This is a genomic window from Citrobacter sp. Cb004 (assembly GCF_030337065.1).
Lineage (GTDB): Bacteria > Pseudomonadota > Gammaproteobacteria > Enterobacterales > Enterobacteriaceae > Citrobacter > Citrobacter braakii.
On sequence record NZ_JAOWCH010000046.1, the window covers coordinates 204,198 to 230,287 of the forward strand.

The 26,090-nt window shown below is 51.3% G+C and carries 26 protein-coding genes; 10 read left to right on the forward strand and 16 right to left on the reverse strand.

The annotated features are described in order from the left end of the window. Window positions 1-120: 120 nt before the first annotated feature. Genes OGV65_RS06170 through yoaJ form a run of 3 tightly spaced genes read left to right on the forward strand, consistent with a single transcriptional unit; the run spans window position 121 to window position 1,369 of the window. Entirely contained in the window at window positions 121-1,146 is a 1,026-nt protein-coding gene (locus OGV65_RS06170; protein WP_103766195.1) for a sensor domain-containing diguanylate cyclase, read from the forward strand. A gap of 47 nt (window positions 1,147-1,193) precedes the next feature. Next, complete coding sequence (locus OGV65_RS06175) at window positions 1,194-1,292, forward strand: YoaK family small membrane protein (protein ID WP_032941789.1); 99 nt, start codon at window positions 1,194-1,196, stop codon at window positions 1,290-1,292. Window positions 1,293-1,294: 2 nt separating this feature from the next. Continuing rightward, entirely contained in the window at window positions 1,295-1,369 is a 75-nt protein-coding gene (gene yoaJ / locus OGV65_RS06180) for a protein YoaJ (RefSeq protein ID WP_101700011.1), read from the forward strand. A 50-nt stretch (window positions 1,370-1,419) separates the two neighbouring features. On the opposite strand, the gene OGV65_RS06185 is transcribed toward yoaJ, so the two are convergent. After that, complete coding sequence (locus OGV65_RS06185) at window positions 1,420-1,668, reverse strand: GlsB/YeaQ/YmgE family stress response membrane protein (protein WP_047498947.1); 249 nt, start codon at window positions 1,666-1,668, stop codon at window positions 1,420-1,422. 358 nt (window positions 1,669-2,026) lie between these two features. Here OGV65_RS06185 and fdhF point away from each other — a divergent pair, with 358 nt between their 5' ends. Continuing rightward, window positions 2,027-4,174 (forward strand): formate dehydrogenase subunit alpha, encoded by a 2,148-nt coding sequence (gene fdhF, locus OGV65_RS06190; RefSeq protein WP_047358587.1) that lies wholly within the window; start codon window positions 2,027-2,029, stop codon window positions 4,172-4,174. Window positions 4,175-4,223: 49 nt separating this feature from the next. Here fdhF and OGV65_RS06195 read toward each other — a convergent pair whose 3' ends face one another. The 10 genes from OGV65_RS06195 to OGV65_RS06240 all read right to left on the reverse strand — a co-directional run bounded on the left by OGV65_RS06195 (window position 4,224) and on the right by OGV65_RS06240 (window position 12,049). After that, a complete protein-coding gene (locus OGV65_RS06195; protein ID WP_200047773.1) occupies window positions 4,224-4,871 on the reverse strand; it encodes a hypothetical protein in 648 nt (215 codons plus the stop codon). Between the two features lie 216 nt (window positions 4,872-5,087). Beyond that, window positions 5,088-5,270: a DUF1869 domain-containing protein gene (locus OGV65_RS06200; RefSeq protein ID WP_003832433.1), complete on the reverse strand. Its 183-nt coding sequence runs from the start codon at window positions 5,268-5,270 to the stop codon at window positions 5,088-5,090. Between the two features lie 3 nt (window positions 5,271-5,273). Next, window positions 5,274-5,636, reverse strand: coding sequence for a DUF1971 domain-containing protein YeaR (yeaR, locus tag OGV65_RS06205; protein WP_005120376.1), 363 nt, complete (start codon window positions 5,634-5,636; stop codon window positions 5,274-5,276). A 173-nt stretch (window positions 5,637-5,809) separates the two neighbouring features. After that, window positions 5,810-6,448, reverse strand: coding sequence for a leucine efflux protein LeuE (gene leuE / locus OGV65_RS06210; RefSeq protein ID WP_016152793.1), 639 nt, complete (start codon window positions 6,446-6,448; stop codon window positions 5,810-5,812). Window positions 6,449-6,588: 140 nt separating this feature from the next. Next, the gene (gene zinT / locus OGV65_RS06215) at window positions 6,589-7,239 is read right to left on the reverse strand and encodes a metal-binding protein ZinT (protein WP_016152792.1); all 651 of its coding nucleotides are present in this window, start codon (window positions 7,237-7,239) and stop codon (window positions 6,589-6,591) included. Between the two features lie 85 nt (window positions 7,240-7,324). Continuing rightward, window positions 7,325-7,915: an ATP-binding cassette domain-containing protein gene (locus OGV65_RS06220; protein ID WP_029139511.1), complete on the reverse strand. Its 591-nt coding sequence runs from the start codon at window positions 7,913-7,915 to the stop codon at window positions 7,325-7,327. Beyond that, window positions 7,899-8,693 carry an ATP-binding cassette domain-containing protein gene (locus OGV65_RS06225; RefSeq protein ID WP_016152790.1) on the reverse strand — a complete coding sequence of 265 codons (795 nt, stop codon included), beginning with the start codon at window positions 8,691-8,693 and terminating at the stop codon, window positions 7,899-7,901. The genes OGV65_RS06220 and OGV65_RS06225 overlap by 17 nt, the downstream gene beginning before the upstream one ends. Continuing rightward, window positions 8,687-9,499, reverse strand: coding sequence for an ABC transporter permease (locus OGV65_RS06230; protein WP_047358584.1), 813 nt, complete (start codon window positions 9,497-9,499; stop codon window positions 8,687-8,689). Before OGV65_RS06230 ends, OGV65_RS06225 begins: the two co-directional genes overlap by 7 nt. Next, window positions 9,489-10,463 carry an ABC transporter permease gene (locus tag OGV65_RS06235; RefSeq protein WP_286454743.1) on the reverse strand — a complete coding sequence of 325 codons (975 nt, stop codon included), beginning with the start codon at window positions 10,461-10,463 and terminating at the stop codon, window positions 9,489-9,491. The genes OGV65_RS06230 and OGV65_RS06235 overlap by 11 nt, the downstream gene beginning before the upstream one ends. Continuing rightward, entirely contained in the window at window positions 10,463-12,049 is a 1,587-nt protein-coding gene (locus OGV65_RS06240; protein ID WP_286454744.1) for an ABC transporter substrate-binding protein, read from the reverse strand. Before OGV65_RS06240 ends, OGV65_RS06235 begins: the two co-directional genes overlap by 1 nt. A gap of 432 nt (window positions 12,050-12,481) precedes the next feature. On the opposite strand from OGV65_RS06240, the gene OGV65_RS06245 reads away from it, so the two are divergent. Further along, a complete protein-coding gene (locus OGV65_RS06245) occupies window positions 12,482-14,569 on the forward strand; it encodes a TonB-dependent receptor (protein ID WP_286454745.1) in 2,088 nt (695 codons plus the stop codon). A 285-nt stretch (window positions 14,570-14,854) separates the two neighbouring features. Here OGV65_RS06245 and htpX read toward each other — a convergent pair whose 3' ends face one another. The 4 genes from htpX to msrC form a co-directional block, all read right to left on the reverse strand. After that, window positions 14,855-15,736: a protease HtpX gene (gene htpX / locus OGV65_RS06250; RefSeq protein ID WP_003034964.1), complete on the reverse strand. Its 882-nt coding sequence runs from the start codon at window positions 15,734-15,736 to the stop codon at window positions 14,855-14,857. A gap of 192 nt (window positions 15,737-15,928) precedes the next feature. Continuing rightward, window positions 15,929-17,977, reverse strand: coding sequence for a carboxy terminal-processing peptidase (gene prc / locus OGV65_RS06255; RefSeq protein ID WP_046276431.1), 2,049 nt, complete (start codon window positions 17,975-17,977; stop codon window positions 15,929-15,931). Window positions 17,978-17,996: 19 nt separating this feature from the next. Further along, window positions 17,997-18,683 (reverse strand): RNA chaperone ProQ, encoded by a 687-nt coding sequence (gene proQ / locus OGV65_RS06260; protein ID WP_003833781.1) that lies wholly within the window; start codon window positions 18,681-18,683, stop codon window positions 17,997-17,999. Window positions 18,684-18,779: 96 nt separating this feature from the next. Then, window positions 18,780-19,277 carry a free L-methionine (R)-S-oxide reductase MsrC gene (msrC, locus tag OGV65_RS06265; RefSeq protein ID WP_016152783.1) on the reverse strand — a complete coding sequence of 166 codons (498 nt, stop codon included), beginning with the start codon at window positions 19,275-19,277 and terminating at the stop codon, window positions 18,780-18,782. 128 nt (window positions 19,278-19,405) lie between these two features. On the opposite strand from msrC, the gene yebS reads away from it, so the two are divergent. From yebS to OGV65_RS06290, 5 genes are all read left to right on the forward strand, one after another. Then, window positions 19,406-20,689: a membrane integrity lipid transport subunit YebS gene (gene yebS, locus OGV65_RS06270; RefSeq protein WP_016152782.1), complete on the forward strand. Its 1,284-nt coding sequence runs from the start codon at window positions 19,406-19,408 to the stop codon at window positions 20,687-20,689. Further along, a complete protein-coding gene (locus OGV65_RS06275) occupies window positions 20,658-23,291 on the forward strand; it encodes a PqiB family protein (protein ID WP_286454746.1) in 2,634 nt (877 codons plus the stop codon). The genes yebS and OGV65_RS06275 overlap by 32 nt, the downstream gene beginning before the upstream one ends. Before the next feature lie 83 nt (window positions 23,292-23,374). Further along, window positions 23,375-24,796, forward strand: coding sequence for a 16S rRNA (cytosine(1407)-C(5))-methyltransferase RsmF (rsmF, locus tag OGV65_RS06280; protein ID WP_286454747.1), 1,422 nt, complete (start codon window positions 23,375-23,377; stop codon window positions 24,794-24,796). Between the two features lie 100 nt (window positions 24,797-24,896). After that, the gene (locus OGV65_RS06285; protein ID WP_029139506.1) at window positions 24,897-25,133 is read left to right on the forward strand and encodes a YebV family protein; all 237 of its coding nucleotides are present in this window, start codon (window positions 24,897-24,899) and stop codon (window positions 25,131-25,133) included. Window positions 25,134-25,235: 102 nt separating this feature from the next. Next, window positions 25,236-25,427, forward strand: coding sequence for a YdfD/YebW family protein (locus tag OGV65_RS06290; protein ID WP_016152779.1), 192 nt, complete (start codon window positions 25,236-25,238; stop codon window positions 25,425-25,427). On the opposite strand, the gene pphA is transcribed toward OGV65_RS06290, so the two are convergent. Then, window positions 25,428-26,069, reverse strand: coding sequence for a protein-serine/threonine phosphatase (gene pphA, locus OGV65_RS06295; protein WP_286454748.1), 642 nt, complete (start codon window positions 26,067-26,069; stop codon window positions 25,428-25,430). Between the last annotated feature and the right edge of the window lie 21 nt (window positions 26,070-26,090).

Consider the following 26,090-nt stretch of genomic DNA (forward strand, 5'->3'; position numbering starts at 1 on the left):
CTGTCAGCTTTCAATTTAATGTTTAAGTTTTGAGCGGGATGGCGTGTTTCATCTTTCATCTTGATGTTCTATCATGCGGGCCACGTTAGCCCAGTCATTACTCAGGAGCATTTACACCTCATGTCGGACATGATCCTTGCCAGAGTCTCACAATCCTTAGCCACGGAGCAGTCAGTTGAGAGCCTGGTTCGGCAACTTCTGGAGATGCTGGAAGTGGTGACTGAGATGGAATCCACCTATTTAACCAAGGTCGATTTAGATGCCCGCCTGCAGCATATTTTGTATGCGCGCAATAGCAAGCAGATGCAGATCCCTGAAGGGCTGTCCGTACCCTGGGATGAGACGCTATGCAAACGCGCTATAGACGAAAACTGTCTGTACAGCGACAACGTCCCCGCTCGCTGGCCGGAGTGTACCGCCGCCCGCGCGCTGGAGATAACCACTTTCCTGAGCACGCCGGTTCATCTTCCCGACGGAACGTTTTACGGTACGCTCTGCGCCACCAGTCGCCACCAGCACGCATTAAGCCAACGTGGCGAACAGGTGTTACATCTGTTTGCAGGCCTGATCGCCCAGTCAATTCAAAAAGAGTCGCTGGTTGCTCAGTTACGCGAAGCGAATGCCGCGCTGATTGCGCACTCTTACACCGATGCCCTGACCGGATTACCGAATCGGCGCGCCATTTTTGAAAATGTTGAGACTCTTTTTTCCCTTGCCCGACATCTCAGGCAGAAGATTATTTTTGCCTATATTGATTTGGATGATTTCAAATTGATCAATGACCGCTTTGGCCACGAGGTTGGCGACCAGTTTCTGATCCAGATTGGTCAGCGTCTGCTTCGCGAATGCGGTGACAATGATATCCTTGGCCGACTGGGTGGTGACGAATTTTTAGTCGTGAGCCTGTCACCGGAAGATGACAGGGATCCGCGAGACCGCCTGCAGCAGGTGAAAAATCAGCTACAACAGCAAATTTGCGGTGACTACTACCTGGGTGACATTCATCTATTTTATCCTGGCGCCAGTCTGGGCGTGGTGGAAATTAATCCGTTGGAGACTGATGTAAACTGCGCGCTTCACCTCGCAGACAGCGCAATGTACAAGGATAAAAAGCGTCAGGATAAAACCACTTTTGTCGTACATTAAGCCCTGCTATGCTAACCCGTCTTTAAATAACTCTGGCAGATAATCGTATGCGACTCGGTATTATTTTCCCCGTCATCATTTTCATTTCCGCTGTCGTTTTCTTATCCTGGTTTTTTATTGGCGGCTACGCTGCGCCGGGAGCATAACGATGAAAAAAACAACGCTTATTATGATTGGTGTGGCTATCATCGTCGTTCTGGGAACAGAATTCGGCTGGTGGTGACCTAAAGAAAAAGGCCACATATTAGTGGCCTCTATTGTCTGTATGTTTACTTAGCTTTTGATTTTTCTGTAGATAAACAACACCACAATCGCACCGATCACCGCCACGGCGAAACTGCCGAAGTTGAAACCATCGACTTTACCAAAACCAAATAAGGTGCTGATCCAGCCACCCACTACCGCACCGACAACCCCTAAGATAATGGTCATAAAGAATCCGCCGCCATCTTTACCCGGCATAATCCATTTTGCCAAAATCCCAGCAATAAGACCGAAAACCACCCATGAAATAATGCCCATAATTTCCCTCACTTATGTTTTAAATTAACGATTCACTCGTCGTATAAAAGCATAGCATAGCGCTGAAAAATTAAAATTTGTGATCGCTATCACTTCTGTTTTTCATCTTTTTCCGATGTTTCATAAGGTTACACCGCTGACCGGCAGACTAATTTTGTCGCGCCTCGTCATTAATGTCGAATCGTCAGTCATTCTGCTTAACGCTTTGGCCGTCAGCCCCTGCTATTGCTGGGTTTTCACTTCTGGCACACTTTATGCTTAAACAGCCCGTCACTACGACACATCGTAGTCCGCGATGCGTATCGCGTGACTGCGTCTACAATTCGCGCTATTTCAGCATTTAACAGGTCTGTTATTGATGAAAAAAATCACCAGTGTATGCCCATACTGTGGGGCCGGGTGCAAGCTCAAGCTTGTTGTTGAGAATAACAAAATCATCCGCGCTGAGGCCGCAGAGGGTGTAACGAACCAAAATCAGTTATGCCTGAAAGGCTATTATGGTTGGGACTTTCTTAACGACACACGCCTTCTGACTCCCCGTCTGACTCGCCCGATGATCCGTTATGAAAAAGGTGGAAAATTCACTCCCGTTAGCTGGGATGAAGCCATTCGTTACACCGCAAAACGCTTAACTGAAATCAAAAATACCTATGGCCCTCGTGCCATCATGACCACCGGCTCTTCCCGTGGAACTGGGAATGAGACCAACTACGTGATGCAAAAATTCGCACGTGGCGTGCTCCATACCAACAATGTCGATTGCTGTGCCCGCGTCTGTCACGGCCCTTCCGTTGCCGGGTTACAGGAGACGTTAGGCAATGGCGCCATGAGCAATTCCATCAGCGACATTGAAAACTCAAAATGCCTACTGATCTTTGGTTATAACTGTGCCGATTCACACCCAATTGTGGCCCGCCGGGTAATTAAAGCTCGCCAGAACGGCGCAAAAATCATTGTCTGCGACCCACGCCGTATTGAAACTGCCCGTATCGCTGACCAACATTTGCAGTTGAAAAACGGTTGCAATATGGCGCTGGTCAACGCCTTTGGCCATGTTCTCATCGAGGAGCAACTCTACGATCGCGAGTATGTACAAAAGCATGCGGAAGGACTGGAAACATACTGGGAAACCGTTAAGGAGTATGCGCCTGAAGACGTTGAACATTTAACCGGTGTTCCCGCACAGCAGGTTCGTCAGGCGATGCGTACTTTTGCCGCGGCGCCATCGGCCACCGTGATGTGGGGGATGGGCGTCACCCAGTTTGGTCAGGCCGTTGACGTGGTTCGTGGTTTGTCGAGCCTGGCCTTGCTGACCGGAAATCTGGGACGCCCTAACGTCGGTGTTGGCCCGGTGCGCGGGCAAAATAACGTGCAGGGCGCGTGCGATATGGGGGTGCTGCCTAACCAGTTTCCAGGGTATCAGGACGTAACCGATTTCGCCGTCAGGGAGAAATTTGCCGCCGCATGGGGTATTGACGTTAATCAGATGGATGACAAGGTTGGGACCCGCATCACCGAAGTTCCGCATCTGGCTATCGAAGGCAAAATCAAAGCCTACTACATCATGGGAGAAGATCCGCTGCAAACCGAGGCCGATTTGGGTCTGGTCCGCGAAGGATTTAACGCGCTCGATTTTATCGTCGTGCAGGATATCTTCATGACCAAGACGGCGGAAATGGCCGATGTCCTCCTGCCTGCCACCTCATGGGGTGAACACGGTGGCGTCTTTACCTGCGCCGATCGCGGTTTCCAGCGTTTTGAGAAAGCGATTGAACCCACTGGTGATGTAAAGCGTGACTGGGAGATTATCAGCCTGCTGGCCAGCGAAATGGGTTATCCAATGCAGTATCAAAATAACCAGCAAATCTGGGATGAGATGCGCGAGCTGTGTCCACTGTTCTACGGCGTGACCTATGAGAAAATGGGTGAGATGGGTCATGTTCAGTGGCCATGTCCGGATCTCGATAGTCCTGGTACGCCCTACCTTTACGCGCACAGCCAGTTCGATACCGCCAATGGCAAAGGCAAACTGTTTGCCGCACCGTGGCGAGCGCCAGCAGAAGTTCCTGATGAGCAATATCCGCTGGTGCTGTGTACCGTGCGTGAGGTTGGGCACTACTCCTGCCGTTCGATGACCGGCAACTGCGCAGCGTTGCAAGCGCTGGCAGACGAGCCAGGGTATGTGCAAATCAATACCCATGATGCTGAAAAAATGGGTATTCGTCATCGCGATCTGGTATGGGTCAGCTCGCGCCGCGGTAAGGTCATCAGCCGCGCGGATGTCTCCGAGCGCATCAATGTCGGAACGGTCTATATGACCTATCAATGGTGGATTGGCGCGTGTAACGAGTTAACCCAGGACAATCTCGATCCTATTTCGAAAACGCCAGAAACCAAATATTGCGCCGTAAATATTGAGCACATTACCGATCAGGGGTGGGCAGAAAAATATGCCGCACAAACGTATAGCGATATGAAGTCACGTCTGTGTGAGGCTATTGCGTAAATCACCGCCATCATCGCCTGAGTCTGGCTTTCCAGACTCAGGCCTTATCTCATGACTTCGCCAGCTGTGGTTCACTAAAGCGGATGGATGCAGCTTCCTCCTGCTTATCCCGCCGCATAAAGCCGAGGTTCATCAGAAACAATCCCGCCATAAACGGTAGTTCGTACAGTTCTTCAATCAGATCGCCATACTGAGCATTGTGCAGAAAGATGGGAGCCAGCAGACGATGATGCTCTACCGTATCGGAGATCAAAAATGCACAGGTGGTGATCGCTAACAGCCACAGAGGTAGCGGTTCATTGCGAAAGCGACGGGCAATATCCTGGCGTAAGCGCTTCGAAATCAGCACTGGCAGAATAATCATGGCAATCAATACCACTGAGATAGCCCGGAACAGGAATTTAGGATGCTCAGGAAAATAATCGCGGCCCCAACTTGTGCTTCGGCCCAGTAATACCAGCCACCACGCTGCCGCCCAAAGCCAAAATTGCTTCTCGCCTTCGGGACGTGATAAGGGCCTGATGTAACTGAGTGTAAATATGGCACCAAACAGCAGCCATAGCGCCTGGCCATTTTCAATCCAGCTGACGACAGTACCGTTGAGTAGCGGGAGATGCCAGTTCGCGGCGAACGGGATCGCCACGATGGCTAATCCGAGAATGATTGTGGGTAATGTAAGTCGGGTATTGAGTTTCATAAGCGCGATGTTCTGTTTTATATCTGTTTCGCGATCATAACCCCTGTGAATGATCAACTATTAGCAATCAATGCGAATCTCTTAAGGTATTCTTAAGGAATCCTTGCAGGATATTTCCCTGTTTCGCCCAGATAAAAAAACGCACTGCGCCGTCAAAGCGCAGTGCAGTTTTTAGATTAAAAACTAATATATTCAATCAGTAGCAGTGACTAATGCCTACCACCCGCAGACTTCGTGCTCATTTTCGGTATCGTACGAACGCACGGTATTGACCAGATCTTTGACCACTTCAGCTGCCACATCCGGCACCAGTAATGTCATTGGTGCCTCTGTTTCATAATCAACAGAAACACCGTTGCTGTTATTGGTCACGGTTACGGTATAGGTTGCTTTACCCATGATTTACTCCTTGCCGGTGCGCACGACTTTTCGTTGATTTGCACTCTCCATCAGAACTTCCGGGGCGACGAAAAAATCGATATTAAAGTAAGTGTCGTCGGTCATCACTTCGATGTTATGCCATTTTTCCGGTGGAAAAACGCCAAACTGACCGGCTTCAATAATCATCACCTCTACTGGCTCCGGACTGTGTTCGTCTGCGTATCCGAGATATTTGACCGCCCCCTGCATAACCGAAAGTCGAGGATAAACCCCGGCTCGGGTCCCTTTATCAAGGTGGCGTTCGAAAATTCCGGCAGGCGCCGTTTCTTTGTTCCAGAATGGCGTAGAGCGTGTATGGATATGATTCTGTGGAATTTGAAGCATTTTTCTTCCCTTTTCCAGTCGACAACCAGCGAGTCATGATGAACCGCTGCTGTACACAGGGTACGCCTCAAAATATACATTTAAAATACCATTTATTGGTTATAACCCTACGATTATAAATGAAAAGCAGAGCGCAATATTAAAGGCCCGCCGCAATCAGCGGGCCGATGGCATCACGATTGAAGCGTGGCCAGACGGGCGGCAAAACCAACGAAAATCAGGCCGATAAGGGAATTACCCACTTTGGCCAGTTTCTTCTTCGTACGGATATATTGCGTCACAAACGCGCCGGAGAAAATAAGGAAACTCAAATAGAAAAAGCTCACTATCTCAAGCGTAATAGCCAGAATAAAGAATGACAGCCCTGAATGCGGCGCATTGACATCAATAAACTGCACGAAGAACGACACATAAAACAGAATAGCTTTGGGATTGGTCAGGCTCAGGATTAATGCGCGCTTAAAAATAGCGCCAAACGGGACTTCCTCAGGCGCGGCGTCGCTTGCTTTCGATTTCAGTGTTGCATACAGGATCTTCGCGCCAAGATACAGTAAATAGAAAGCGCCAAGATAACGAACGATATTGAACAAAACGGGCGTTGTTTTAATCAATGCAGCAACACCGGCATAGGCCAAAAACATCAACACGGCATCACCAATAAACACACCGCTGGCGGCGAGATACCCCCCCTTTACTCCCCTACCGACGCTGTTTTTCAGCACAAATATCGTATTTGGCCCCGGTACCAGCACGATAAAAATAGCCCCCACCAGATACGTCCAGTAATTCAGAACTCCATACTCTGCGAACACGTTAACCTCTTCCTTAAAAAACACATGCACTTGCTGCGATACAATATGCTAACGAATGCGACAGGTGATGGAAAGAGCAGGTTATTAATTAAAAAAACCCGCCACTGGTGGCGGGTGTGTACAGACAAGGTTAGCCCGGATTAATGGTGCAGCATCTCATCCACAACTTCTTCGCCCTTCAGCTGATAAGGGTAGTAGGTAGGCCAGTTTTCCATCTCCTCAAGCAAGGCGGCCTGCGAGGTATTTCCCATAAAGATATGGAAGTGGCTCGATTTACGCGGCGCGATAATATGATCGCTGAATTGCACGTATTTAGGCGCTTTGCTGTCAGCGGCTTTACACTCAAACAGATACCGTACACCTTTCTTGCCTGATTTATAGTGCAAGATTTTATACCCGGCATAATCGTATTTGCACGATGCGACCTGATTACCGGTGTGAAATTCCATCACGCCATCTTCGATGCCGATGGTGTCTACATTGGTTGCATAGCCTGTACGGTAATAAGCTTTAATTTGTTCTGCCGTTTTGCTTTTATCTTTCTCCGCTTTCTTTTTGAAAACCGGATCAAGTTCGCCACTGACCAGATACGGATAGACAGATTGCCACATGCCATCCCAGTCGGACAGCGCTCGGTTCTGCACCTGGTTATCATCAAATACCCCTTCCGACGCCTTTTGTTCTGCTTCACTCATCGGCGCACCATGGGAATGATGACCATGCGCCAAAACCTGCCCACTGACTAAAAGCATCCCCAGAGCGATTGTCAGTTTGTTAAAACGAATAGCCAAAATTTCACCCTCAAATCGTTTGCGAGTGAATTGTTATAATATAACGTAACAATTTAATCAATAGACATTACTGCACGTTATTGCCTCACGCTTCAATGAGTTTTCTGGAGCAGATCTGCTCAAGCAGAGCCTGCTGATGGCTGATAATGAGCATACCTAATGGCCGACGCTGGCACTCTTCAAGCAGCAATACCCAGATATCTTTTTGAATGGAAGGATCGAGCTGGGCGGTAATTTCATCGGCAATAAGAAAACGTGTCCGCGGATCCAGCGCGCGAAGTAAAGCAATTCGCGCCAGTTCACCGCCAGAAAGCTGTCCAGGACGGCGAGTTAACCACTCAGGGTTGATGTGAAGACGGGTAAGCAGTTCAGCATCAGGTCGCCAGGCATCATGAACCGCATCGCCGGTGCTACGCCGCGGGTTAAAGGTTAATTCCGGATGCTGTGGCACCAGTTGCACCGGGCAATACTGGTGCATTGGCAGCGGTTGGTCATCAACCAGAATGTCACCCGAGGTCGGTTTTTGCCAGCCCGCCAGTACGCGCCCCAACGTTGTTTTGCCGGTTCCGCTGGGTGCGCAAACCCCAATGCGTTCTCCGGGGCGCAGAGAGAAGGTCAGATTTTGCCATAGCACCTTTCCTCCCTGACAAATCGTCACCTCACGACAGCACAGCATCGCGCTCTCCAAAAAGTTGATTTCTTTCAGGCAGGGCCCGCCATTGGCGTTGCAGATGCTCGCTGATCTCTCCGCGTAACAGCTGTTCCCGGCTGACGTTATCCGACACCCTTCCCTGATGCAGCGCGACAATGCGGTCCGCGTGGCGAGCGGCCAGCGTAAGGTCGTGCGTTACCCATAAAACGCCAGCCCCTTGCTCACATTGCTCGCGTAGCTGTTCAAGCAGTTGATTAGCCAGCGGTGCATCAAGCCAGGCGGTAATTTCATCCGCTAGAATATAGCGAGCCTGGCTCAGCGACGCGTGACAGGCCAGAACACGTTTCGCCATCCCCCCCGAAAGCTGGCGTGGGAAGGCATCTAATACGCGACTTTCCAGTTGGCTACGCTGGAGCAATCGTTCAATTTTTCCGGCATTCCAGGCCTGGCCAGAGAGCTGACTTGCCCTGCGCAGATGTTTTTCAATCGAGAGCAGCGGGTTAAGCGCCTGAACACCTTGCGGGACATAGCTGAAAGTATTGCCACGACATTTGCGAATATCATCACTGTCCAGCGTTTTCCCCTCCAGGGTGATGGAGCCGTTGAAGCGCAAATTGTCCGGTAAGAGATCAAGCAGACATTGCAGCAACAGGCTTTTACCTTCCCCACTTCCCCCGACTAACGCCACCATCTGACCAGGCGCTACGTCGAAAGAGATATCCTGCAACAGCGAAGACCAGTTTCTCGCGCCGTACCAGCGATAACGCGCCACGTCCAGCGAGACCTGTCTTAAACTCAACATGCGTCACCTCGTAACCATAAACGATGCACTGCCCTTGCGAGCTGATCGAATAACATAACCAGACTGAATAGCATCAGCCCAGGAAACAGCACTAACCACCAGTCGCCATGACTGATAAACCTCAGCGCATCAGCCAGCAACAGGCCCAGCGATGGTTCATGCGGCGCCAGCCCAAAACCGAGGAAGCTCAACGCCGCACTGTGCAACACCGCGTGGGGAAACATCAGCAAGGTTCCCGTTAACCACTGGGGTAACAATGCCGGGAGATAGTGATGCCGCCAGCAGTAAAAATGTCCGTGTCCCAGACGCCAGGTCAATGTTAGATAGTCACTGTGGGCCACGCGCTGCGCTTCGGCACGCAGGATTAGCGCCAGACGCGGCCAGTGGGTCAACGCAACCGCCATAATCACCCCATTTTTTCCGCCACCCAGCGTGAAACAGATCAATATGAGCAACAGCAGATGCGGCATTGACAGCATGGCATCGGTAATCAGACGCATTAGTACATCCAGACGCGGATGTATACGTGAAACCGCCGCCATCAGTAATGCGATGAAGCCGCTGCACAACGCCGCGCCAATACCAATTTGCAGACTGGTTAACGCGCCCTGAAAGCAACGAATCCACAGATCGCGACCGAGGTTATCGGTGCCAAACCAATACAGCGCATCAGGCGGTAAATGACGGGCAAGCAGATTAACGCTCAATGGGTTATCCAGCGTCGCTGCGCCATACACCGCAATGCATAGCAGGCAGCTAAAAGAGAGCAGAAGACGAATCAGCGTCGGCGTCGGATTATAGAGCATCAGGTCGCTCCAGAGCACGGTTCAACACATGGACAAGCCAGGTAGACAACGAGTTGCCAATGAACACCAGTACGGTACTGAACAACACAATCCCCATCAGTAACGGCAGATCGCCGCGTAATCCGGCATCAATAGTGGCCTGTCCCAGTCCCGGATAAGCAAAAACTTTTTCCGCCAGCAATGCGCCGCCCAGCAGTTCTCCCAACGAGGCGAACTGCAGGCACAGCGCGGGCGTGATAGCGTGGCGCAGAACCTGATGACGCAACAGCGACCAGCCTTTATCTCCCTGAGAACGCGCAAAACGGACAAAATCGCTTTTCATCACGCTGGCGATACTTTCCCGCGTATGAAGTGTAATTTGGCCAAGTCCCAATAAACTTAGCGCGCAAACGGGCAGCACTAAATGGTGCAGACGCTCAGCCAGCGTGGCCATATCGCCACTGTTGCCCGGCTCCCACGCGCAGCAGACCGGAAATACCGGCCAGCGCACGGCAAATAACGCCAGCAGCAGCATGCCAATCCAGAAGGTCGGCAACGACGAAAGCAGATAGCTGAGTCGACAGATTGCTTTATCCGGCCAGCGATTCAGATAACGACCCGCGACAAATCCCATTGCCGTTCCCAGTATGCCGGAGAGCAGCCACGCGCCGCCAAGCAAGGCAAACGAAGTCGCAAAGCGCTCCTTGATTACGCTGGCAACCGGTGCATTAAACAACATTGAGTAGCCGAGATCGCCCTGCAATACACGTATAAACCAGTGACCAAAACGCTCCCATAACGGCTGGTCTAATCCCCAGCGGGCAGCGATACGCGCATATTGTTCCGGTGGCACGTGCAGGAGATCGTTGCCGATATAGGCGCGAATCGGATCGACAGGAGAAAAGCTGAGCAGCATAAAAGTGCCAGCCGCAACCAGCACTAATAACACTATCAGCCGTAGAAAATGGCCTACAACAGACTTCATCAACGGCAGGTCCAGGTCCATTCATCCAGATTATTGAGCAGGGACCAGCTACCGTGGATCTCCGGCGCGCCTTTGCCTAAGTCAATACACGGATTTGCCAGATAAGTGTGCTGAATGTTCAGCAGCCATGCCCAGGCGGCATCGCCCTGCACCCCAGCCCCTTGCTTGCCATCCCACTCCACCTGTTGCCAGAAAGGCAACGCTTTTTGCCAGTCCGGAGCATCAATGGCCTGTTTAAGATGTTGTTCAACGACGGGATTGCTGTAATAGCCTGGATTGTAGTATTCCACGCCCGCGGCCTGATTGCTGTAGTGATGGAAAAGCTCCATCGGATCCAGGCTTCCCCAGCCAAACAGCGTCGGATTCGCATGCATATGCCGCTCAACGGTTTCCCAGCTTCCGGATTGCAGCGAGACCTGAATACCCACGGGCTCCAGCATCGCACGTACGGCCTCGGCTAAATCCCGGCGCGTACTGTCTCCGCTGGCGTACCACAGAGTCAGGCGAGCCTCTTTACCGTCTTTCACACGTACGCCGTCTTTCCCCACCTTCCAGCCGGCTTCTTCCAGAATCATCCGTGCTTTTTCGCTGTCGCCATCTTTGAACGCAACTGACTGTCCCTGCCATGGCAGGCCCTGAACCGCGCTATACGCCGGAATCGCATGACCTTCCATGACCTGATCGGCAAGTTGTTTACGATCGATGGCGTAGTTGATGGCGCGTCTGATGGCGATATCAGCCGTGATATCGTTACCGATCGGATAACCATTGGCGTCTTTTTTACCCGCTGGAACCATCGGGAACACAATGCCACGGTTTTCCACGCTGTCGCGTACCCACAGCTTCAAATTCTGCTGTTGAGGGGCGACCGCCATCGAAGGCGCAATACGCACGAGTCCCAGTTGACCACTGCGCGCTGCGGCATAAGCGTTATCTTCATCAAGGAAGACAAACACCAGCTTACTGAAATCATTTTTCTTACCGGCATACCAGGGGTTCGCCTCCACGATCAGCTGCTGCCCCGGCTGAAAACTCACCAACCGATAAGGGCCCGCGCCAATCGGATTTTTGGCGAATGTTTTTTCGTCATACCGTTTTTCGGGAACAATACCCAAAGAGCCCAGCACGTTCACAAAGGTGCTCTGCGGGCTGCGCAGCGTGATTTCTACCGTGCGGTTATCTTTCAGGCTGGCATGAGTAAAGTTTCCCATGTCGATTTTGCCGCCGCTCTTTGCGGCTTTATTATAGGTGAACACCACATCTTCAGCGGTTAGCGGGGAACCATCGGAGAATTTAAGGTCGGGTTTTAACGTCAACGTCCAGGTTTTGCCGTCAGCACTGGTTTCAACTTTTTCCGTCAGCAGGTTACCCCAGCTCATATCTGCGTTTTGTTTTAATAATGGTGCATGCAAAAGCAAATAGCTGCCATGACTCCACCCCAACATCGGGTCAAACCCTTCCGTTGGCTCAGGTCCAATTGCCAGCTTCAACGTCTGACCCTCGCTCACATTTTGCGCGGCGAGAAGTGGTGAGGTTATTGCGAGAGTCAATGCGCACGTAAGCAGTGCCAGCTTGCCTTTAATCATTATGTTATCCAGATTTGCGTTATTTTTATGCCGCTCAACGATTCATTGCCGTTAAACGGTCTCCTGGGGAAGGGATTATGGCGGACTGAAATGACTAAAAAAATGATGCGGCGCAGAAAAGTATGACGATTTTCTAAAATTATCATACTTTTTTCTAATACTCCTAATTGAGTACTCTCTGAATCACAGAAAATAGATTAAATGTTAGCCATTCAATTAATGGCAAATTAATTATAACCTAATGATTACAAATAGTAATTATTGGTCATTTCCGCTATTTACTTAGCTAAAATTAATGACAATTTATGTATATTTATTCAAGAAAAACACCAGAAGTGATAAGTTATGTAAACATATAATGATAATTATTTTTATTATCATTCCCATCAATTATCTTACTTCCTTTGAATTTTTAACAAAGGAAGTTTGACTATGCGCTTAAAACCTGTTGCTTCTGTTGTTCTGTCCTGTTTAGGATTTTCCAGTCCCCTAGCCTTCGCTGAAGATGTTATGGTGGTAACCGCTTCCGGTTACGAAAAGAAAATCACCAACGCTGCCGCCAGCGTCTCCGTTATTTCACAGCAAGAGTTACAAACCAATAAATATAATGATTTAGGCGAAGCCCTGCGTTCTGTTGAAGGGGTGGATGTTGAAAGCAGCACCGGTAAAACCGGTGGTCTGGAGATCAGCATTCGTGGCATGCCCGCCAGTTATACCCTGATCCTGATTGACGGTATTCGTCAAAACGGCAGCAGCGATGTGACGCCAAACGGCTTCTCAGCTATGAATACCAGCTTTATACCTCCACTGGCGGCAATCGATCATATTGAGGTGATCCGCGGCCCGATGTCGACGCTTTACGGCTCCGACGCAATCGGTGGCGTGGTGAATATCATTACCAAAAAAAGCACCGATAAATGGAGCACCTCCATCAATACCGGCGTTAACCTGCAAGAGAGTAATAAATGGGGTAACAGCACGGTCGCCAACTTCTGGTCAAGCGGCCCGTTAATCGCTGGCGTACTGGATATGCAGGTTCGGGGTAGCACCACCCAACGTCAGGGTTCCAGCGTTACCTCCCTGAGCGATACCTCCTCCACCCGCGTACCTTATCCTACCGAGTCAGAAAACTATAACATCGGCACGCGACTCGACTGGAAAACGAATGAAAGCAATACGCTATGGTTAGATCTCGACTCCGCCAGACAGCGCTATGATAACGATGACGGTCAGTTGGGTAACCTGACGGGGGGTTACGATAAAACGTTGCGCTATGAGCGTAACAAAGTCACCCTCGGCCACGATACCGCCTTAACGTTCGGCACCTGGAAATCCTCCCTCGGCTGGAATGAAACTGAGAACAAAGGACGACAATTGGTCTCCTCCGCACTCAAGCCAGAGAACGCAGGCCGGGCCGGTGACGCACGTGAACTGAAGAACACCAACGTCATTCTGGACTCAGTACTGCTGACGCCATTAGGTGATTCGCACCTCTTAACCCTCGGCGGGGAATATTGGGATGCGCGCATGAAAGACGGTGTGGTGCTGGCCAATACCGGCGAAACGTTCCATCAAAAAACGTGGGCGGCCTATGTAGAAGATGAATGGCATATTCTCGACTCGTTGGCCTTAACCGCAGGGACACGCTACGAGCATAACGATGTCTTTGGCGGTCATTTCAGCCCACGAGCGTATATGGTTTGGGACGTATCCGACGAATGGACGCTCAAAGGCGGCGTGACGACAGGTTATAAAGCACCATCACTGAGCCAGTTACATAGCGGGATCAGCGGCGTCACCGCGCAAGGAACCGTGAATACGGTCGGTAATCCGAACCTAAAACCTGAGGAAAGTATCAGCTATGAAACCGGGCTGTATTACGAGAACGACACCGGGCTGAACGCCAACATTACCGGCTTCTATACCGAATACAAAAATAAAATTGTCTCGTATTCTATCGATGATAATACCAACAGCTATACCAACAGCGGCAAGGCAAGGACCGATGGCGTTGAATTTGCCAGCACCTTCCCTCTGTGGTCGGATGTGCTGACTTTATCCCTCAACTACACCTACACCCAGAGCAAGCAAAAAGATGGTGACAATAAAGGCGCGCCGTTAAGCTACACGCCAAAACATATGGCTAACGCTCGCCTGAACTGGCAGGCAACGGAAGATATGAATGCCTGGCTGAGCGCACGTTATCGCGGTAAAGCTCCACGCTTTACCGAAAATTACAACAACCTCAGCGCAGTACAAAAGGCCGTCTATGACGATAAAGGCGCTGATTTAAAAGCCTGGACCGTTCTCGACATGGGTATGTCTTATAAGCTGACCAAAGATCTGACGCTGAATACGGCGGTCAATAACGTGCTGGATAAAGACTTTAGCGAGGTTAAACTTTATCAGGTAGGCCGTAATAGCACCTACGCAGGAGATTACTATCAGACTGCACAATCCACTACGGGATATGTAAACCCGGGCCGTAACTATTGGGTATCGTTAAACTACCAGTTCTGATTTAGTTTTTTCCTACCAGACGGGCTGTCAATGATAGCCCGTCGACCACTGGGTTTCACCAAATGCCCGGCACTGTTCTTTTTGCCAGCCAGCGGGGCTCCAATGTTTTTACCAGAGATAAAGCGGCAAGAAATATTTTCGTCTCCGGCAGAGAAAAAATGGCGGAATGAGAGGTAAAGCAGAACTGGGACAGAATAGTCTGGGCGAGACTTTAATCGATAGCTTTAAATAGCCATTATGTTTTATGAGTCACGGAGCAACGGGTGCCCCGTGACAGTCATTAACTTACTTCAAATACTCTCCGCTGCGCAGCGCTTCAATACGTTTATCCAACGGCGGGTGAGTCATAAACAGCTCACTCAACGACTTGGATTTACCGTTGATGCAGAACGCCATCATGCTGGTCGCTTCCTGCGGCTCATAGCTGGTTTTCAGACGCTGCAGCGCGGCGATCATTTTCTCACGCCCCACCAGTTTTGCTGAACCGGCATCCGCATGGAATTCACGATGACGTGAGAACCACATGGTAATAATGCTCGCCAGAATACCAAACACCAGTTCCAGCACCGTCGCCACTGCGAAGTAGATCAATGGGTTGCCGTTACTGCCCTCACCCTCATCGCGGTTTCCGCCCATAAAGCCAGCGGCAATTTGCGCCAGAATACGTGAGATAAAGATAACGAAGGTGTTCACCACACCCTGAATGAGCGTCATGGTAACCATATCGCCATTAGCAATGTGGCTGATTTCATGCGCGATAACGGCTTCGGCTTCGTCCGGGCTCATGTTTTGCAACAGGCCTGTACTCACAGCCACCAGCGAAGCATCCCGGCGCGCACCGGTAGCAAACGCGTTAATATCTGGCGCATGGTAGATTGCAACCTGCGGCATAGCGATCCCAGCCTGGCGAGCCTGATTCGCTACCGTATTCATCAGCCAGCGTTCTCTTTCATTGCGAGGCTGTTCGATCACTTCCCCACCAACGGATTTTAACGCCATCCATTTGGACATCAGCAGCGAAATGAAGGAACCACCAAAACCAAACAGCAGTGCCATGATCAACAAGCCTTGAACGCTGCTTGACTGAATCCCTGTCAGGCTCAATACCAGCCCGAAAACGACCATCACAGCCAGGTTCGTCAGCAGGAAGAGCGCGATTCGCATCATAATTTTCTTTTAACCTCAATTTAACAAAACGCACTATGCGATTACCCATATCGTATGGGTCTTATGGCTATTTTCAAGCATCCATAGGTGCTAAGTCACCAGAAAGACACAACTTTACATTTTATCGTATCAGACTGACGTCTTCATGCGTTTGTTAAAAAAACAGGCACAATTTCTTGTGCCTGTTGGAGGTTATTTACTGGTTGCGGGCTGTTCCGCTGGCTTTTCTTTTTCAAGATGCGCCAGGTCAAGCGCAATTTTTACCGTTTCATCCAGGTAGGGATCTGGTTCCTGGTAATCCTTCGGTAAATCGTCCAGTTTCTTCAGCGGCGGCTTACCTTCTCGCTTAAACCGATCGTTGATACGCGCCAGACGCATTGCGTCATCTTCGTTATTCTCTTTCTCACGCTGAGCGTAATTGAGAGAAGCGATGTTGCGTTTATCCTTCATCGCATTGAAACGCGCAATATCCTTCATGATGTACTGGAACTCAGGATCGTTGGCAATTCGCGCATTGTGCTCTTTTAGCAATTCAGGTCCGAATGGCGTCAGATTCTCTGATTTGGTGTAGGTCGCAGCATCAATGCTATCCCACGGCAGCGCGTTATCTTCAAACTTCTCACCGGTTTCCGTTTCTTCATTACCTGTCGGCATGATGATGTCCGGCGTAACGCCCTTACGCTGTGTACTGCCACCGTTTACACGGTAGAATTTCTGGATCGTATACTGAACAGAACCCAGCGCCGGCCATTCCGGACGCAGCATCTGATCATAAATACGGTTCAGAGAGCGATACTGCTGTACAGTGCCTTTCCCGAAAGTCGGTTCACCAACGATCAGCGCACGACCATAATCCTGCATTGCCGCAGCAAAAATCTCTGATGCCGAAGCACTGAAGCGATCGACTAACACTACCAGCGGACCTTTGTAGTACACAACGCCGTCGGTATCGCTGTCTTCACGCACTTTACCGTTATTGTCACGAACCTGAACCACCGGGCCGGAAGGAATGAACAGACCGGAGAGCGAAACGGCTTCGGTCAGCGCGCCGCCACCGTTAGTGCGCAGATCGATAATGACGCTGCTGACGTTCTGTTTTTCCAGCTTCTGCAACTGAACTTTGACATCATCCGTCAGGCCAACATAGAAGCCAGGGATATCCAGTACGCCGACTTTTTCTTTGCCAACGGTTTTCACGGACATTTTCACGGCGCGGTCTTCGAGACGAATACGTTCACGCGTTAACGTGACGGTACGCGTCTTGGTTCCTTTACCGGCAGGCAGGATTTCAAGGCGAACTTTGCTGCCTTTGGGTCCTTTGATCAGCGCAACAACGTCATCCAGACGCCAGCCAATCACGTCGACCATTCCCTTACCGGTCTGACCCACGCCGACAATACGGTCGCCAACGCTTATTGCTTTGCTCTTGGCTGCCGGGCCGCCCGCCACCATGGAGTTAATGACGGTGTAATCATCATCCATTTGCAAAACCGCGCCAATACCTTCCAGAGACAGGCTCATTTCAGTATTGAACTGTTCGGTATTGCGTGGAGAGAGATAGTTAGTATGCGGGTCGATCTCACGGGCGAAAGCCGTCATCGCCAGAGAGAACACATCTTCGCTGTTGGTCTGCGCCAGACGGCGAATCGCAAACTTGTAGCGACGCGTCAGCGTTTCACGAATTTCCGCATCGGTTTTGCCGGTCAGCTTCAGGCTGAGTTCGTCAAATTTAACCTTGCCGTCCCACAGCGCGTTAAGCTCTGCTTCGCTCTTCGGCCATGGCGCTTTGCTCCGGTCGAGGTTAAAGGTGTCGGTACCGGTGAAATCCATTGGACGTGCCAGTACGCTTAAAGCGTACTGATAACGTTCAAATCGGCGTTTTTGCGCCAGATTATAGAGATCGTAAAAGACATCCAGCTTGCCGGTACGCAGTTCATCGCCAAGGACCGTTTTCTTTTTTGCATACTGTTCGATATCGCTCGCCAACAGCACGTTGTGGCTGTAGTCGAGCAGATTCAAATAGCGGTCAAAAATTTTTGCCGAAAACGCCTGATCCAGATCGAACTGGCGATAGTGCGAACGCGTAAAACGCGATGTCACACGTTCACTTACCGTCGCATGCTGGGTTTCTTCCTTTAAAACGGGGATTTGATCGGCACGCGTGATGTCTTCCACAGCAAGTGCCTGGCCTGCTAATGCAAGCAGACCAGCTAACGCAGTAAGCCTAAAAAAAGTGTTCATGCCAGGCCTGGCCTCCGTTTCAGAACACCAGGTGTTCTGCGCGTACAATCAAAGACATACCCGAATTCAGCTGTACACGGACGCCATCTTTGGTGATTTCTAATACGGTGGCATCCATCGCATTATTACCTGCTTTCACCTTCAGAGACTGCCCTACCGTCAGTACTGAAATATCAGATACCGGGGTATGCTGTTCTTCACGAGGAGCACGCGGTGCTTTTGCTGCTGGTTTCTCAGCGCGAGGTTTACGCTCAGCGCCTTCTTTACGACGCGGTGCAGGACGCGGCTTACGCTCGCGACGCGGTGCGTCTTCTTTTTCACCGGCAGCAGCGGCTGCTTCGCGTTTTTTCGCCTGTTGCTCTGCACGTTGCGCCTGAACGCGGGCTTTAGCTTCTTCCAGCTGTTTGCGAGCATGTTCAACGTGCTGCTCATCCAGCTCACCACAAGGGTTGCCGTCGAGATCAACACGCGTTGCGCCCAATTTAACGCCATACAGATAGCGCCAGCTTGAAGTATAGAGACGTAAGGCAGAGCGGAGCTGCGTCTTGCTGAGGTTCATTTCGCCCTCAACACGCTCTACCAGATCCTGAAAAATGCCAATTTTCAGTGGGCGCGCTTCGCCTTCCGCACTAAAACACTGCGGGAAGCGTTCGGCCAGAAACGCGATGACTTCTTTACTGCTATTCAACTTAGGTTGATTTTCCATGAAATTTCCTGATTACAACGGACGTAGCCAACAAGCGCAGGCATGAACAGGCGACATTATAATGACGTCATCAGTAATTGCTACGTTATCCGTTGATTATCCTGCGACGCGCGCAAAGAATTTTTTGTAATCCGTCGTTGCAAGCACGGTTTCAAGCTGTGCCACCAGCGTTCGCAGCCCCTGTTCATCCTCGTCAGTAAAGCGGCCAAACGCCGTGCTATCGATATCCAGCACGCCGATTATCTGATTTTCGACGGTGATTGGCAGGACGATTTCAGCGTTGCTGGCGGCATCACATGCGATGTGTCCGTCAAAAGCATGAACGTCCTCAATGCGCTGAACCTGGTTCTGCGCTACTGCGGTCCCACACACCCCGCGTCCTACCGGGATCCGCACGCAGGCGATTTTTCCCTGGAAAGGTCCCAGCACCAGCGTATCGTTTTCGAGCAGATAAAAACCGGCCCAGTTTACTTCTGCAAGACGTTCGTACAACAACGCGCTGGTATTTGCCAGCGTTGCCAGAAAACTGGTTTCACCTGCCATTAATGCCTGAAAGTCACGGTTCAGATCCGTGTATAGCTCTGTTTTGTTCATTATGTAATCACTTAGTTGTCTTACTTAAAGCTGCAGCCTACTAAAATAAACATTAAATGCGTTAATGCTCAAGATCATTCCCGTCATGAGTTAAGATAACATTACTTCAACAATTTGATTCGCGATACATGGCCTTAACGACACCACGCATCACGCCGACTAAAAAAATAGCCATCAGGTCCATTGGTGATGCACTCCCTCGTGCGCATTACCATCGTTGCCCTGAATGTGACCTGATCTTTAGCTTGCCTAAAATGCGTTCGCATCAAAGTGCATTTTGCCCACGCTGTCAGGCAAAAATTCGTGACGGACGCGACTGGTCATTAACACGACTGGCGGCTATGGCTTTCACCATGCTGCTGCTGATGCCCTTTGCCTGGGGAGAACCGCTCCTGCACATCTATTTATTAGGTGTGCGCATTGACGCCAATGTGCTGCAAGGCATCTGGCAAATGACCCGACAAGGCGACCCACTCACCGCATCCTTCGTACTCTTTTGCGTTGCCGGTGCGCCCATCATTCTCGTGACCTCAATCGCTTATCTGTGGTTTGGCAATATTCTTGGGATGAACCTGCGCCCAGTGCTGCTGATGCTGGAAAGGCTCAAAGAGTGGGTGATGCTTGATATCTATCTGGTGGGCATTGGCGTCGCATCAATCAAAGTTCAGGACTATGCTTTTTTGCAACCCGGTGTGGGTCTGTTTGCTTTTATTGCGCTGGTGATCCTCAGTGTTTTGACGCTGTCGCACCTTAACGTTGAGCAGCTTTGGGACCGTTTCTACCCGCAAAGACCAGCCCGTCGGCCCGATGAAAAACTCCGCGTCTGCCTCGGCTGCCACTTTACAGGTTATCCGGACGCCCGAGGTCGCTGCCCTCGCTGTCATATCCCGTTACGCTGGCGCAGGAATCAAAGTATCCAAAAGTGTTGGGCTGCTCTGCTGGCCTCGATCGTCCTGCTTTTGCCTGCTAATCTGCTGCCTATCTCGGTAATTTATGTCAATGGTGGCCGCCAGGAAGACACGATCCTGTCAGGCATAATGTCCCTGGCGAACAGCAACGTCGGCGTGGCGGCGATTGTTTTTATCGCCAGTATTCTGGTGCCATTCACCAAAGTGATTGTGATGTTTACGTTGCTCATCAGCATCCATTTTAGATGTGAGCAAGGATTGCGTACCCGCATCAAACTGCTGCGTATGGTGACCTGGATTGGTCGCTGGTCGATGCTGGATCTCTTTGTTATCGCTTTAACCATGTCGCTGATTAATCGCGATCAGATACTTGCTTTTACTATGGGGCCAGCTGCGTTTTATTTCGGCGCAGCGGTAATATTGACTATTCTTGCTGTGGAATGGCTGGACAGCCGCTTACTTTGGGATGCACATGAGTCAGGAAACGCCCGCTTCGCAGACTGAAGCGCAGATTAAAACTAAACGCCGTATCTCTCCGTTCTGGCTGCTGCCGTTCATCGCGCTGATGATTGCAGGATGGCTAATCTGGGGAAGCTATGAAGATCGCGGCAATACCGTAACCATTGACTTTATGTCTGCTGAAGGCATTGTGCCGGGCCGTACTCCCGTTCGCTATCAGGGCGTTGAAGTGGGCACCGTGCAGGATATCAACCTCAGCGAAGATCTACGCAAAATTGAAGTGCGCGTCAGCATCAAATCGACCATGAAAGATGCTCTGCGCAAAGATACCCAGTTCTGGTTGGTCACGCCGAAAGCGTCGCTGGCGGGGGTTTCTGGTCTGGATGCGTTGGTTGGCGGCAACTATATCGGCATGATGCCCGGAACCGGCGAGCCGGAAGATCATTTCGTCGCCCTCGATACGCAGCCCAAATATCGTCTGGATAATGGCGATTTGATGCTGCATCTGCGCGCCCCCGACCTCGGGTCGCTCAATAGCGGTTCGCTGGTTTATTTCCGCAAGATTCCGGTGGGCCGGGTGTATGACTACACCATCAACCCAAATCATCAGGGCGTAACCATCGACGTGCTGATCGAACGTCGCTTTACCAACCTGGTGAAAAAAGGCAGCCGTTTCTGGAACGTGTCCGGTGTGAATGCGGATGTCAGCCTCAGCGGAGCGAAGATCAAGCTGGAGAGTCTGGCGGCGCTGGTCAATGGCGCCATTGCTTTTGATTCGCCCGAAGACTCTAAACCCGCGGTGGCCGATGACACGTTTGGTTTGTATCAGGATCTCGCGCACAGCCAGCGGGGAGTGATCGTCAAGCTTGATTTACCCAGCGGCGATGGACTCAAGGCCGGCTCAACGTCGCTGATGTATCAAGGATTAGAAGTCGGGCAACTGACCAAACTGGATTTAAATCCAGGCGGTAAAGTGACCGGCGAAATGACGGTCGATCCCAGCGTCGTAACGCTGCTGCGCGACAATACGCGGATTGAATTACACAGCCCTAAATTATCGTTAAACGATGCCAATATCAGTTCGCTACTGACGGGCAAAACTTTCGAGCTGGTACCTGGCGAAGGCGAGCCGCGTAACCAGTTTGCGGTTATTCCTGCTGAGAAGTCGTTGTTACACGATCCGGGCATCATGACGCTTACACTGACCGCGCCGGAGAGTTACGGTATTGATGCCGGTCAGCCACTGATTCTTCACGGCGTACAGGTCGGTCAGGTGATTGATCGCACGCTCTCTGGCAAAGGTGTTTCATTTACCGTTGCCATCGAACCACAGCATCGCGCCCTGGTGCAAGGTGACAGTAAGTTCGTGGTCAACAGCCGCGTTGACGTCAAGGTCGGGCTTGATGGCGTGGAATTCCTTGGCGCCAGCGCCAGCGAATGGCTCAGCGGCGGCATTCGTATTTTGCCCGGTACCAAGGGTGAAATGAAAAAAAGCTACCCGCTGTATGCCAACCTGGAAAAAGCGATTGAAAACAGCCTGAGCGATCTGCCAACTACCACGCTCAGCCTGAGCGCCGAAACGCTGCCTGATGTGCAGGCCGGTTCGGTGGTCTTATACCGCAAATTCGAGGTCGGTGAAGTGATTAGCGTTCGCCCACGCGCCGATGCGTTTGATATCGATCTGCATATCAAACCGGAATATCGCAACCTGCTGACCAGCAACAGCGTATTCTGGGCCGAAGGCGGGGCAAAGGTTCAGCTTAACGGTAGCGGATTGACCGTACAGGCATCTCCCCTGTCGCGAGCGCTCAAAGGGGCGATTAGCTTCGATAACCTAAGCGGCGCCAGCGCCAGCCAACGCAAAGGCGACAAGCGTATTCTGTATGCTTCCGAAACCGCTGCACGTGCGGTGGGCGGCCAGATAACCCTGCACGCGTTCGATGCCGGTAAACTCGCGGCCGGCATGCCAATTCGCTACCTGGGGATCGATATCGGCCAGATCCAGACGCTTGAGCTAATCACCGCCCGTAACGAAGTTCAGGCAAAAGCAGTTTTGTATCCGGAATACGTGCAGACTTTTGCCCGTAGCGGTACCCGCTTCTCCGTGATCACACCGCAAATTTCAGCGGCAGGCGTCGAGCATCTGGATACGATCTTGCAGCCGTATATTAACGTTGAACCAGGACGCGGTAACCCGCGCCGTGATTTTGAACTGCAGGAAGCCACCATTACCGACTCTCGTTACCTCGATGGTCTGAGTATTGTGGTAGAAGCGCCGGAAGCAGGTTCGCTGAATATCGGTACGCCGGTCCTGTTCAGAGGCATTGAAGTGGGGACCGTCACCGGGCTGACGCTGGGCTCGCTTTCTGACCGCGTGATGGTGGCGATGCGCATTAGCCAGCGTTATCAGCATCTGGTGCGGAACAACTCCGTGTTCTGGCTGGCATCCGGATACAATCTCGACTTTGGTTTGACCGGCGGCGTCGTGAAGACCGGTACCTTCAATCAGTTCATTCGCGGCGGAATCGCCTTCGCTACGCCACCGGGTACGCCACTGGCCCCGAAAGCGCAGGCAGGTAAACACTTCCTGCTGCTCGAAAGCGAACCAAAAGAGTGGCGTGAATGGGGAACCGCCCTGCCACGTTAATCTCTCCCCTTGCTCCGGCGTACATACTCGCGCCGGAGCACTTATGCTACACTGCGCACCTGTTTTTTTGCCGGTGGTACCAAGTGGCTTATTTTCCCGACGCCTTTCTAAACCAAATGCGTGAAGCAATGCCTTCCACGCTCTCATTTGATGATTTTCTCGCTGCCTGCCAGCGTCCGCTACGTCGCAGCATCCGCGTCAATACGCTGAAAATCTCCGTTGCCGACTTCCTCACTCTGACTGCACCTTACAACTGGTCGCTCACTCCGATACCCTGGTGCGCTGAAGGTTTCTGGATCGAACGCGATGATGAAAAGTCAGTACCGCTCGGCAGTACCGCGGAACATTTAAGCGGTCTGTTTTATATTCAGGAAGCCAGCTCAATGCTGCCGGTAGCCGCGCTGTTTGCCGATGGTAACACCCCGGATCGCGTGATGGATGTCGCGGCAGCCCCCGGCTCCAAAACCACGCAAATTGCCGCAAAAATGAATAATCAGGGTGCGATTCTGGCGAATGAGTTTTCCGCCAGTCGCGTCAAAGTCCTGCATGCCAATATCAGCCGATGCGGGATAGCCAATGTCGCGCTAACCCATTTTGACGGGCGGGTATTTGGCGCAGCGTTGCCAGAAGCCTTCGATGCCATTTTGCTGGACGCCCCGTGTTCCGGTGAAGGCGTGGTGCGTAAAGATCCCGATGCGCTAAAAAACTGGTCGCCAGAAAGTAATCTGGAAATTGCAGCAACCCAGCGCGAACTTCTCGACAGCGCCTTTCATGCCTTGCGTCCCGGCGGCACGTTGGTTTACTCGACCTGCACGCTGAACCGTGACGAAAATGAAGACATTATGCAGTGGCTGATTGAGACCTACCCGGACGCCGTCGAGTTTTTACCACTGGGCGATTTATTCCCGCAGGCTGAACGCGCCCTGACCCCGGAAGGATTCCTGCATGTGTTCCCGCAGATCTACGATTGTGAAGGTTTTTTCGTCGCGCGTCTGCGCAAAACTGCCGCGATCCCTGCACTACCGACGCCAAAATACAAAGTCGGTAACTTCCCGTTCAGCCCGCTTAAAGGACGTGAATCCGCGCTTGTCACTCAGGCCGCTAACGCCTGTGGATTGCAGTGGGAAGACACTCTGCGCCTGTGGCAGCGTGATAAAGAGATTTGGCTGTTCCCAACCGAGATTGAACCCCTGATCGGCAAAGTCCGCTTTTCCCGACTCGGCATCAAACTCGCTGAAACGCACAATAAAGGGTACCGCTGGCAGCATGAAGCCGTCATTGCTCTCGCCAGCACAAATCACAGCCATGCGTTTGAACTGACCCTTGCCGAAGCCGAAGAGTGGTACCGCGGACGGGATGTCTACCCGCAGACCGCACCGACCACCGACGATGTGCTGGTTACGTTCCAGCATCAGCCGATTGGCCTGGCGAAACGTATTGGATCGCGATTAAAGAATAGCTACCCGCGTGATCTTGTCCGGGATGGCAAACTCTTTACAGGATAACGCACGTTTTTACTGGCGCTTTTGCTAACGTTGACTACGCTGAAAAATGGACGACCTAACTGGTCGTACCACAACCAGCAAATAAACGGAGAGCACGATGATGAAAACCAGTGTGCGCATTGGCGCTTTTGAAATCGACGACGCCGAGTTACATGGCGAATCGCCAGGGGACCGAACGTTAACCATTCCGTGTAAATCCGATCCGGATTTATGCATGCAACTTGATGCCTGGGATGCCGACACCAGCGTCCCGGCTCTTCTTAACGGAGAACATTCAGTTCTATTTCGCGAGCACTACGATCGTAAGTCAGATGCCTGGATCATGCGCCTTGCCTGATTCAAAAAGAACCCGTCGCCAGACGGGTTATTTCTTGGTTAATTTCCCTCATCTATCAACATCTTCTACACTACAGCTATGGCTTTACCATTTGAGGATGGAATGTTCACGCTGGTTCTTTTTGTGTGCTACCTGGGTGGCGGTTGTGAAGATATCGTTGTTGATGTCTACAAAACTGAGCAGCAGTGCCTGATATCGATGGACGATCAGCGTATTCGTAACGGCGGATGTTTACCCGCGGATGACTACATCGACAGCTTCTGGCGTCCGGCCCAGGAATACAGCGATTTTTGATTATTGCAGTTGCACCAGCGTTAACTCGCCGCCAAACACCGCACCGGTATCAATATAGTGCAGATTCTCGTGATCCAGCCGCTGACGCAGAGGCGTATGACCAAACCAAAAGTGATCCGCGCCGCGAATGCCGTTGCCTTTATTCATCAGCCTTGTGCGATCCCACAGTACCCGCTGTAAATCGACCTCTTTTTGCCACTGATAATTATCATCAGGGTAATCTGCGTGAGCAACAACGTGTATGCCGTTCTGGCAACGCAGCTCCAGAATCCAGGGTAATTGCCGACACGTTTCAAGAGCGGCTGTCGCCGCTGGCTGCTCCGCCTGCGCAAACCACGAACCGCCATTCATAAACCACAGGAATTGCTCCCCGGTTGCCAGCGCGTCCAGCCCCATCTGTTCATGATTCCCTCTGACCGCGATAATCCAGCGTTTACGCAGTAGTTTCAGGCAACGCAGACTGTCTGGTCCGCGGTCGATAACATCCCCCACTGAAACCAGCAGGTCCTGCCACGGATCAAAATGACACAGGCGCAATTTCGCCATCAATAATGAGAAGCAACCGTGGATATCCCCAACCACCCAAACATGTCGCCAGCGCGTCGCTTCCACTCTTTGATAAGCATTGTCAGGCAGTCCCATTTGACCTCCTGTACACAAATA

Bases quoted from the DNA above. Each gene is read 5' to 3' on its own strand.
- OGV65_RS06285 (WP_029139506.1), top strand. From the start codon at position 24,897: ATGAAAACCAGTGTGCGCATTGGCGCTTTTGAAATCGACGACGCCGAG.
- pphA (WP_286454748.1), bottom strand. From the start codon at position 26,069: ATGGGACTGCCTGACAATGCTTATCAAAGAGTGGAAGCGACGCGCTGG.
- OGV65_RS06245 (WP_286454745.1), top strand. From the start codon at position 12,482: ATGCGCTTAAAACCTGTTGCTTCTGTTGTTCTGTCCTGTTTAGGATTT.
- OGV65_RS06220 (WP_029139511.1), bottom strand. From the start codon at position 7,915: ATGCTGTGCTGTCGTGAGGTGACGATTTGTCAGGGAGGAAAGGTGCTA.
- OGV65_RS06240 (WP_286454744.1), bottom strand. From the start codon at position 12,049: ATGATTAAAGGCAAGCTGGCACTGCTTACGTGCGCATTGACTCTCGCA.
- msrC (WP_016152783.1), bottom strand. From the start codon at position 19,277: ATGAACAAAACAGAGCTATACACGGATCTGAACCGTGACTTTCAGGCA.
- yeaR (WP_005120376.1), bottom strand. From the start codon at position 5,636: ATGCTTCAAATTCCACAGAATCATATCCATACACGCTCTACGCCATTC.
- fdhF (WP_047358587.1), top strand. From the start codon at position 2,027: ATGAAAAAAATCACCAGTGTATGCCCATACTGTGGGGCCGGGTGCAAG.
- OGV65_RS06275 (WP_286454746.1), top strand. From the start codon at position 20,658: ATGAGTCAGGAAACGCCCGCTTCGCAGACTGAAGCGCAGATTAAAACT.
- OGV65_RS06200 (WP_003832433.1), bottom strand. From the start codon at position 5,270: ATGGGTAAAGCAACCTATACCGTAACCGTGACCAATAACAGCAACGGT.
- OGV65_RS06185 (WP_047498947.1), bottom strand. From the start codon at position 1,668: ATGGGCATTATTTCATGGGTGGTTTTCGGTCTTATTGCTGGGATTTTG.
- OGV65_RS06225 (WP_016152790.1), bottom strand. From the start codon at position 8,693: ATGTTGAGTTTAAGACAGGTCTCGCTGGACGTGGCGCGTTATCGCTGG.
- OGV65_RS06290 (WP_016152779.1), top strand. From the start codon at position 25,236: ATGTTCACGCTGGTTCTTTTTGTGTGCTACCTGGGTGGCGGTTGTGAA.
- OGV65_RS06195 (WP_200047773.1), bottom strand. From the start codon at position 4,871: ATGAAACTCAATACCCGACTTACATTACCCACAATCATTCTCGGATTA.
- OGV65_RS06170 (WP_103766195.1), top strand. From the start codon at position 121: ATGTCGGACATGATCCTTGCCAGAGTCTCACAATCCTTAGCCACGGAG.
- OGV65_RS06175 (WP_032941789.1), top strand. From the start codon at position 1,194: ATGCGACTCGGTATTATTTTCCCCGTCATCATTTTCATTTCCGCTGTC.
- OGV65_RS06230 (WP_047358584.1), bottom strand. From the start codon at position 9,499: ATGCTCTATAATCCGACGCCGACGCTGATTCGTCTTCTGCTCTCTTTT.
- OGV65_RS06235 (WP_286454743.1), bottom strand. From the start codon at position 10,463: ATGAAGTCTGTTGTAGGCCATTTTCTACGGCTGATAGTGTTATTAGTG.
- htpX (WP_003034964.1), bottom strand. From the start codon at position 15,736: ATGATGCGAATCGCGCTCTTCCTGCTGACGAACCTGGCTGTGATGGTC.
- prc (WP_046276431.1), bottom strand. From the start codon at position 17,977: ATGAACACTTTTTTTAGGCTTACTGCGTTAGCTGGTCTGCTTGCATTA.
- proQ (WP_003833781.1), bottom strand. From the start codon at position 18,683: ATGGAAAATCAACCTAAGTTGAATAGCAGTAAAGAAGTCATCGCGTTT.
- yebS (WP_016152782.1), top strand. From the start codon at position 19,406: ATGGCCTTAACGACACCACGCATCACGCCGACTAAAAAAATAGCCATC.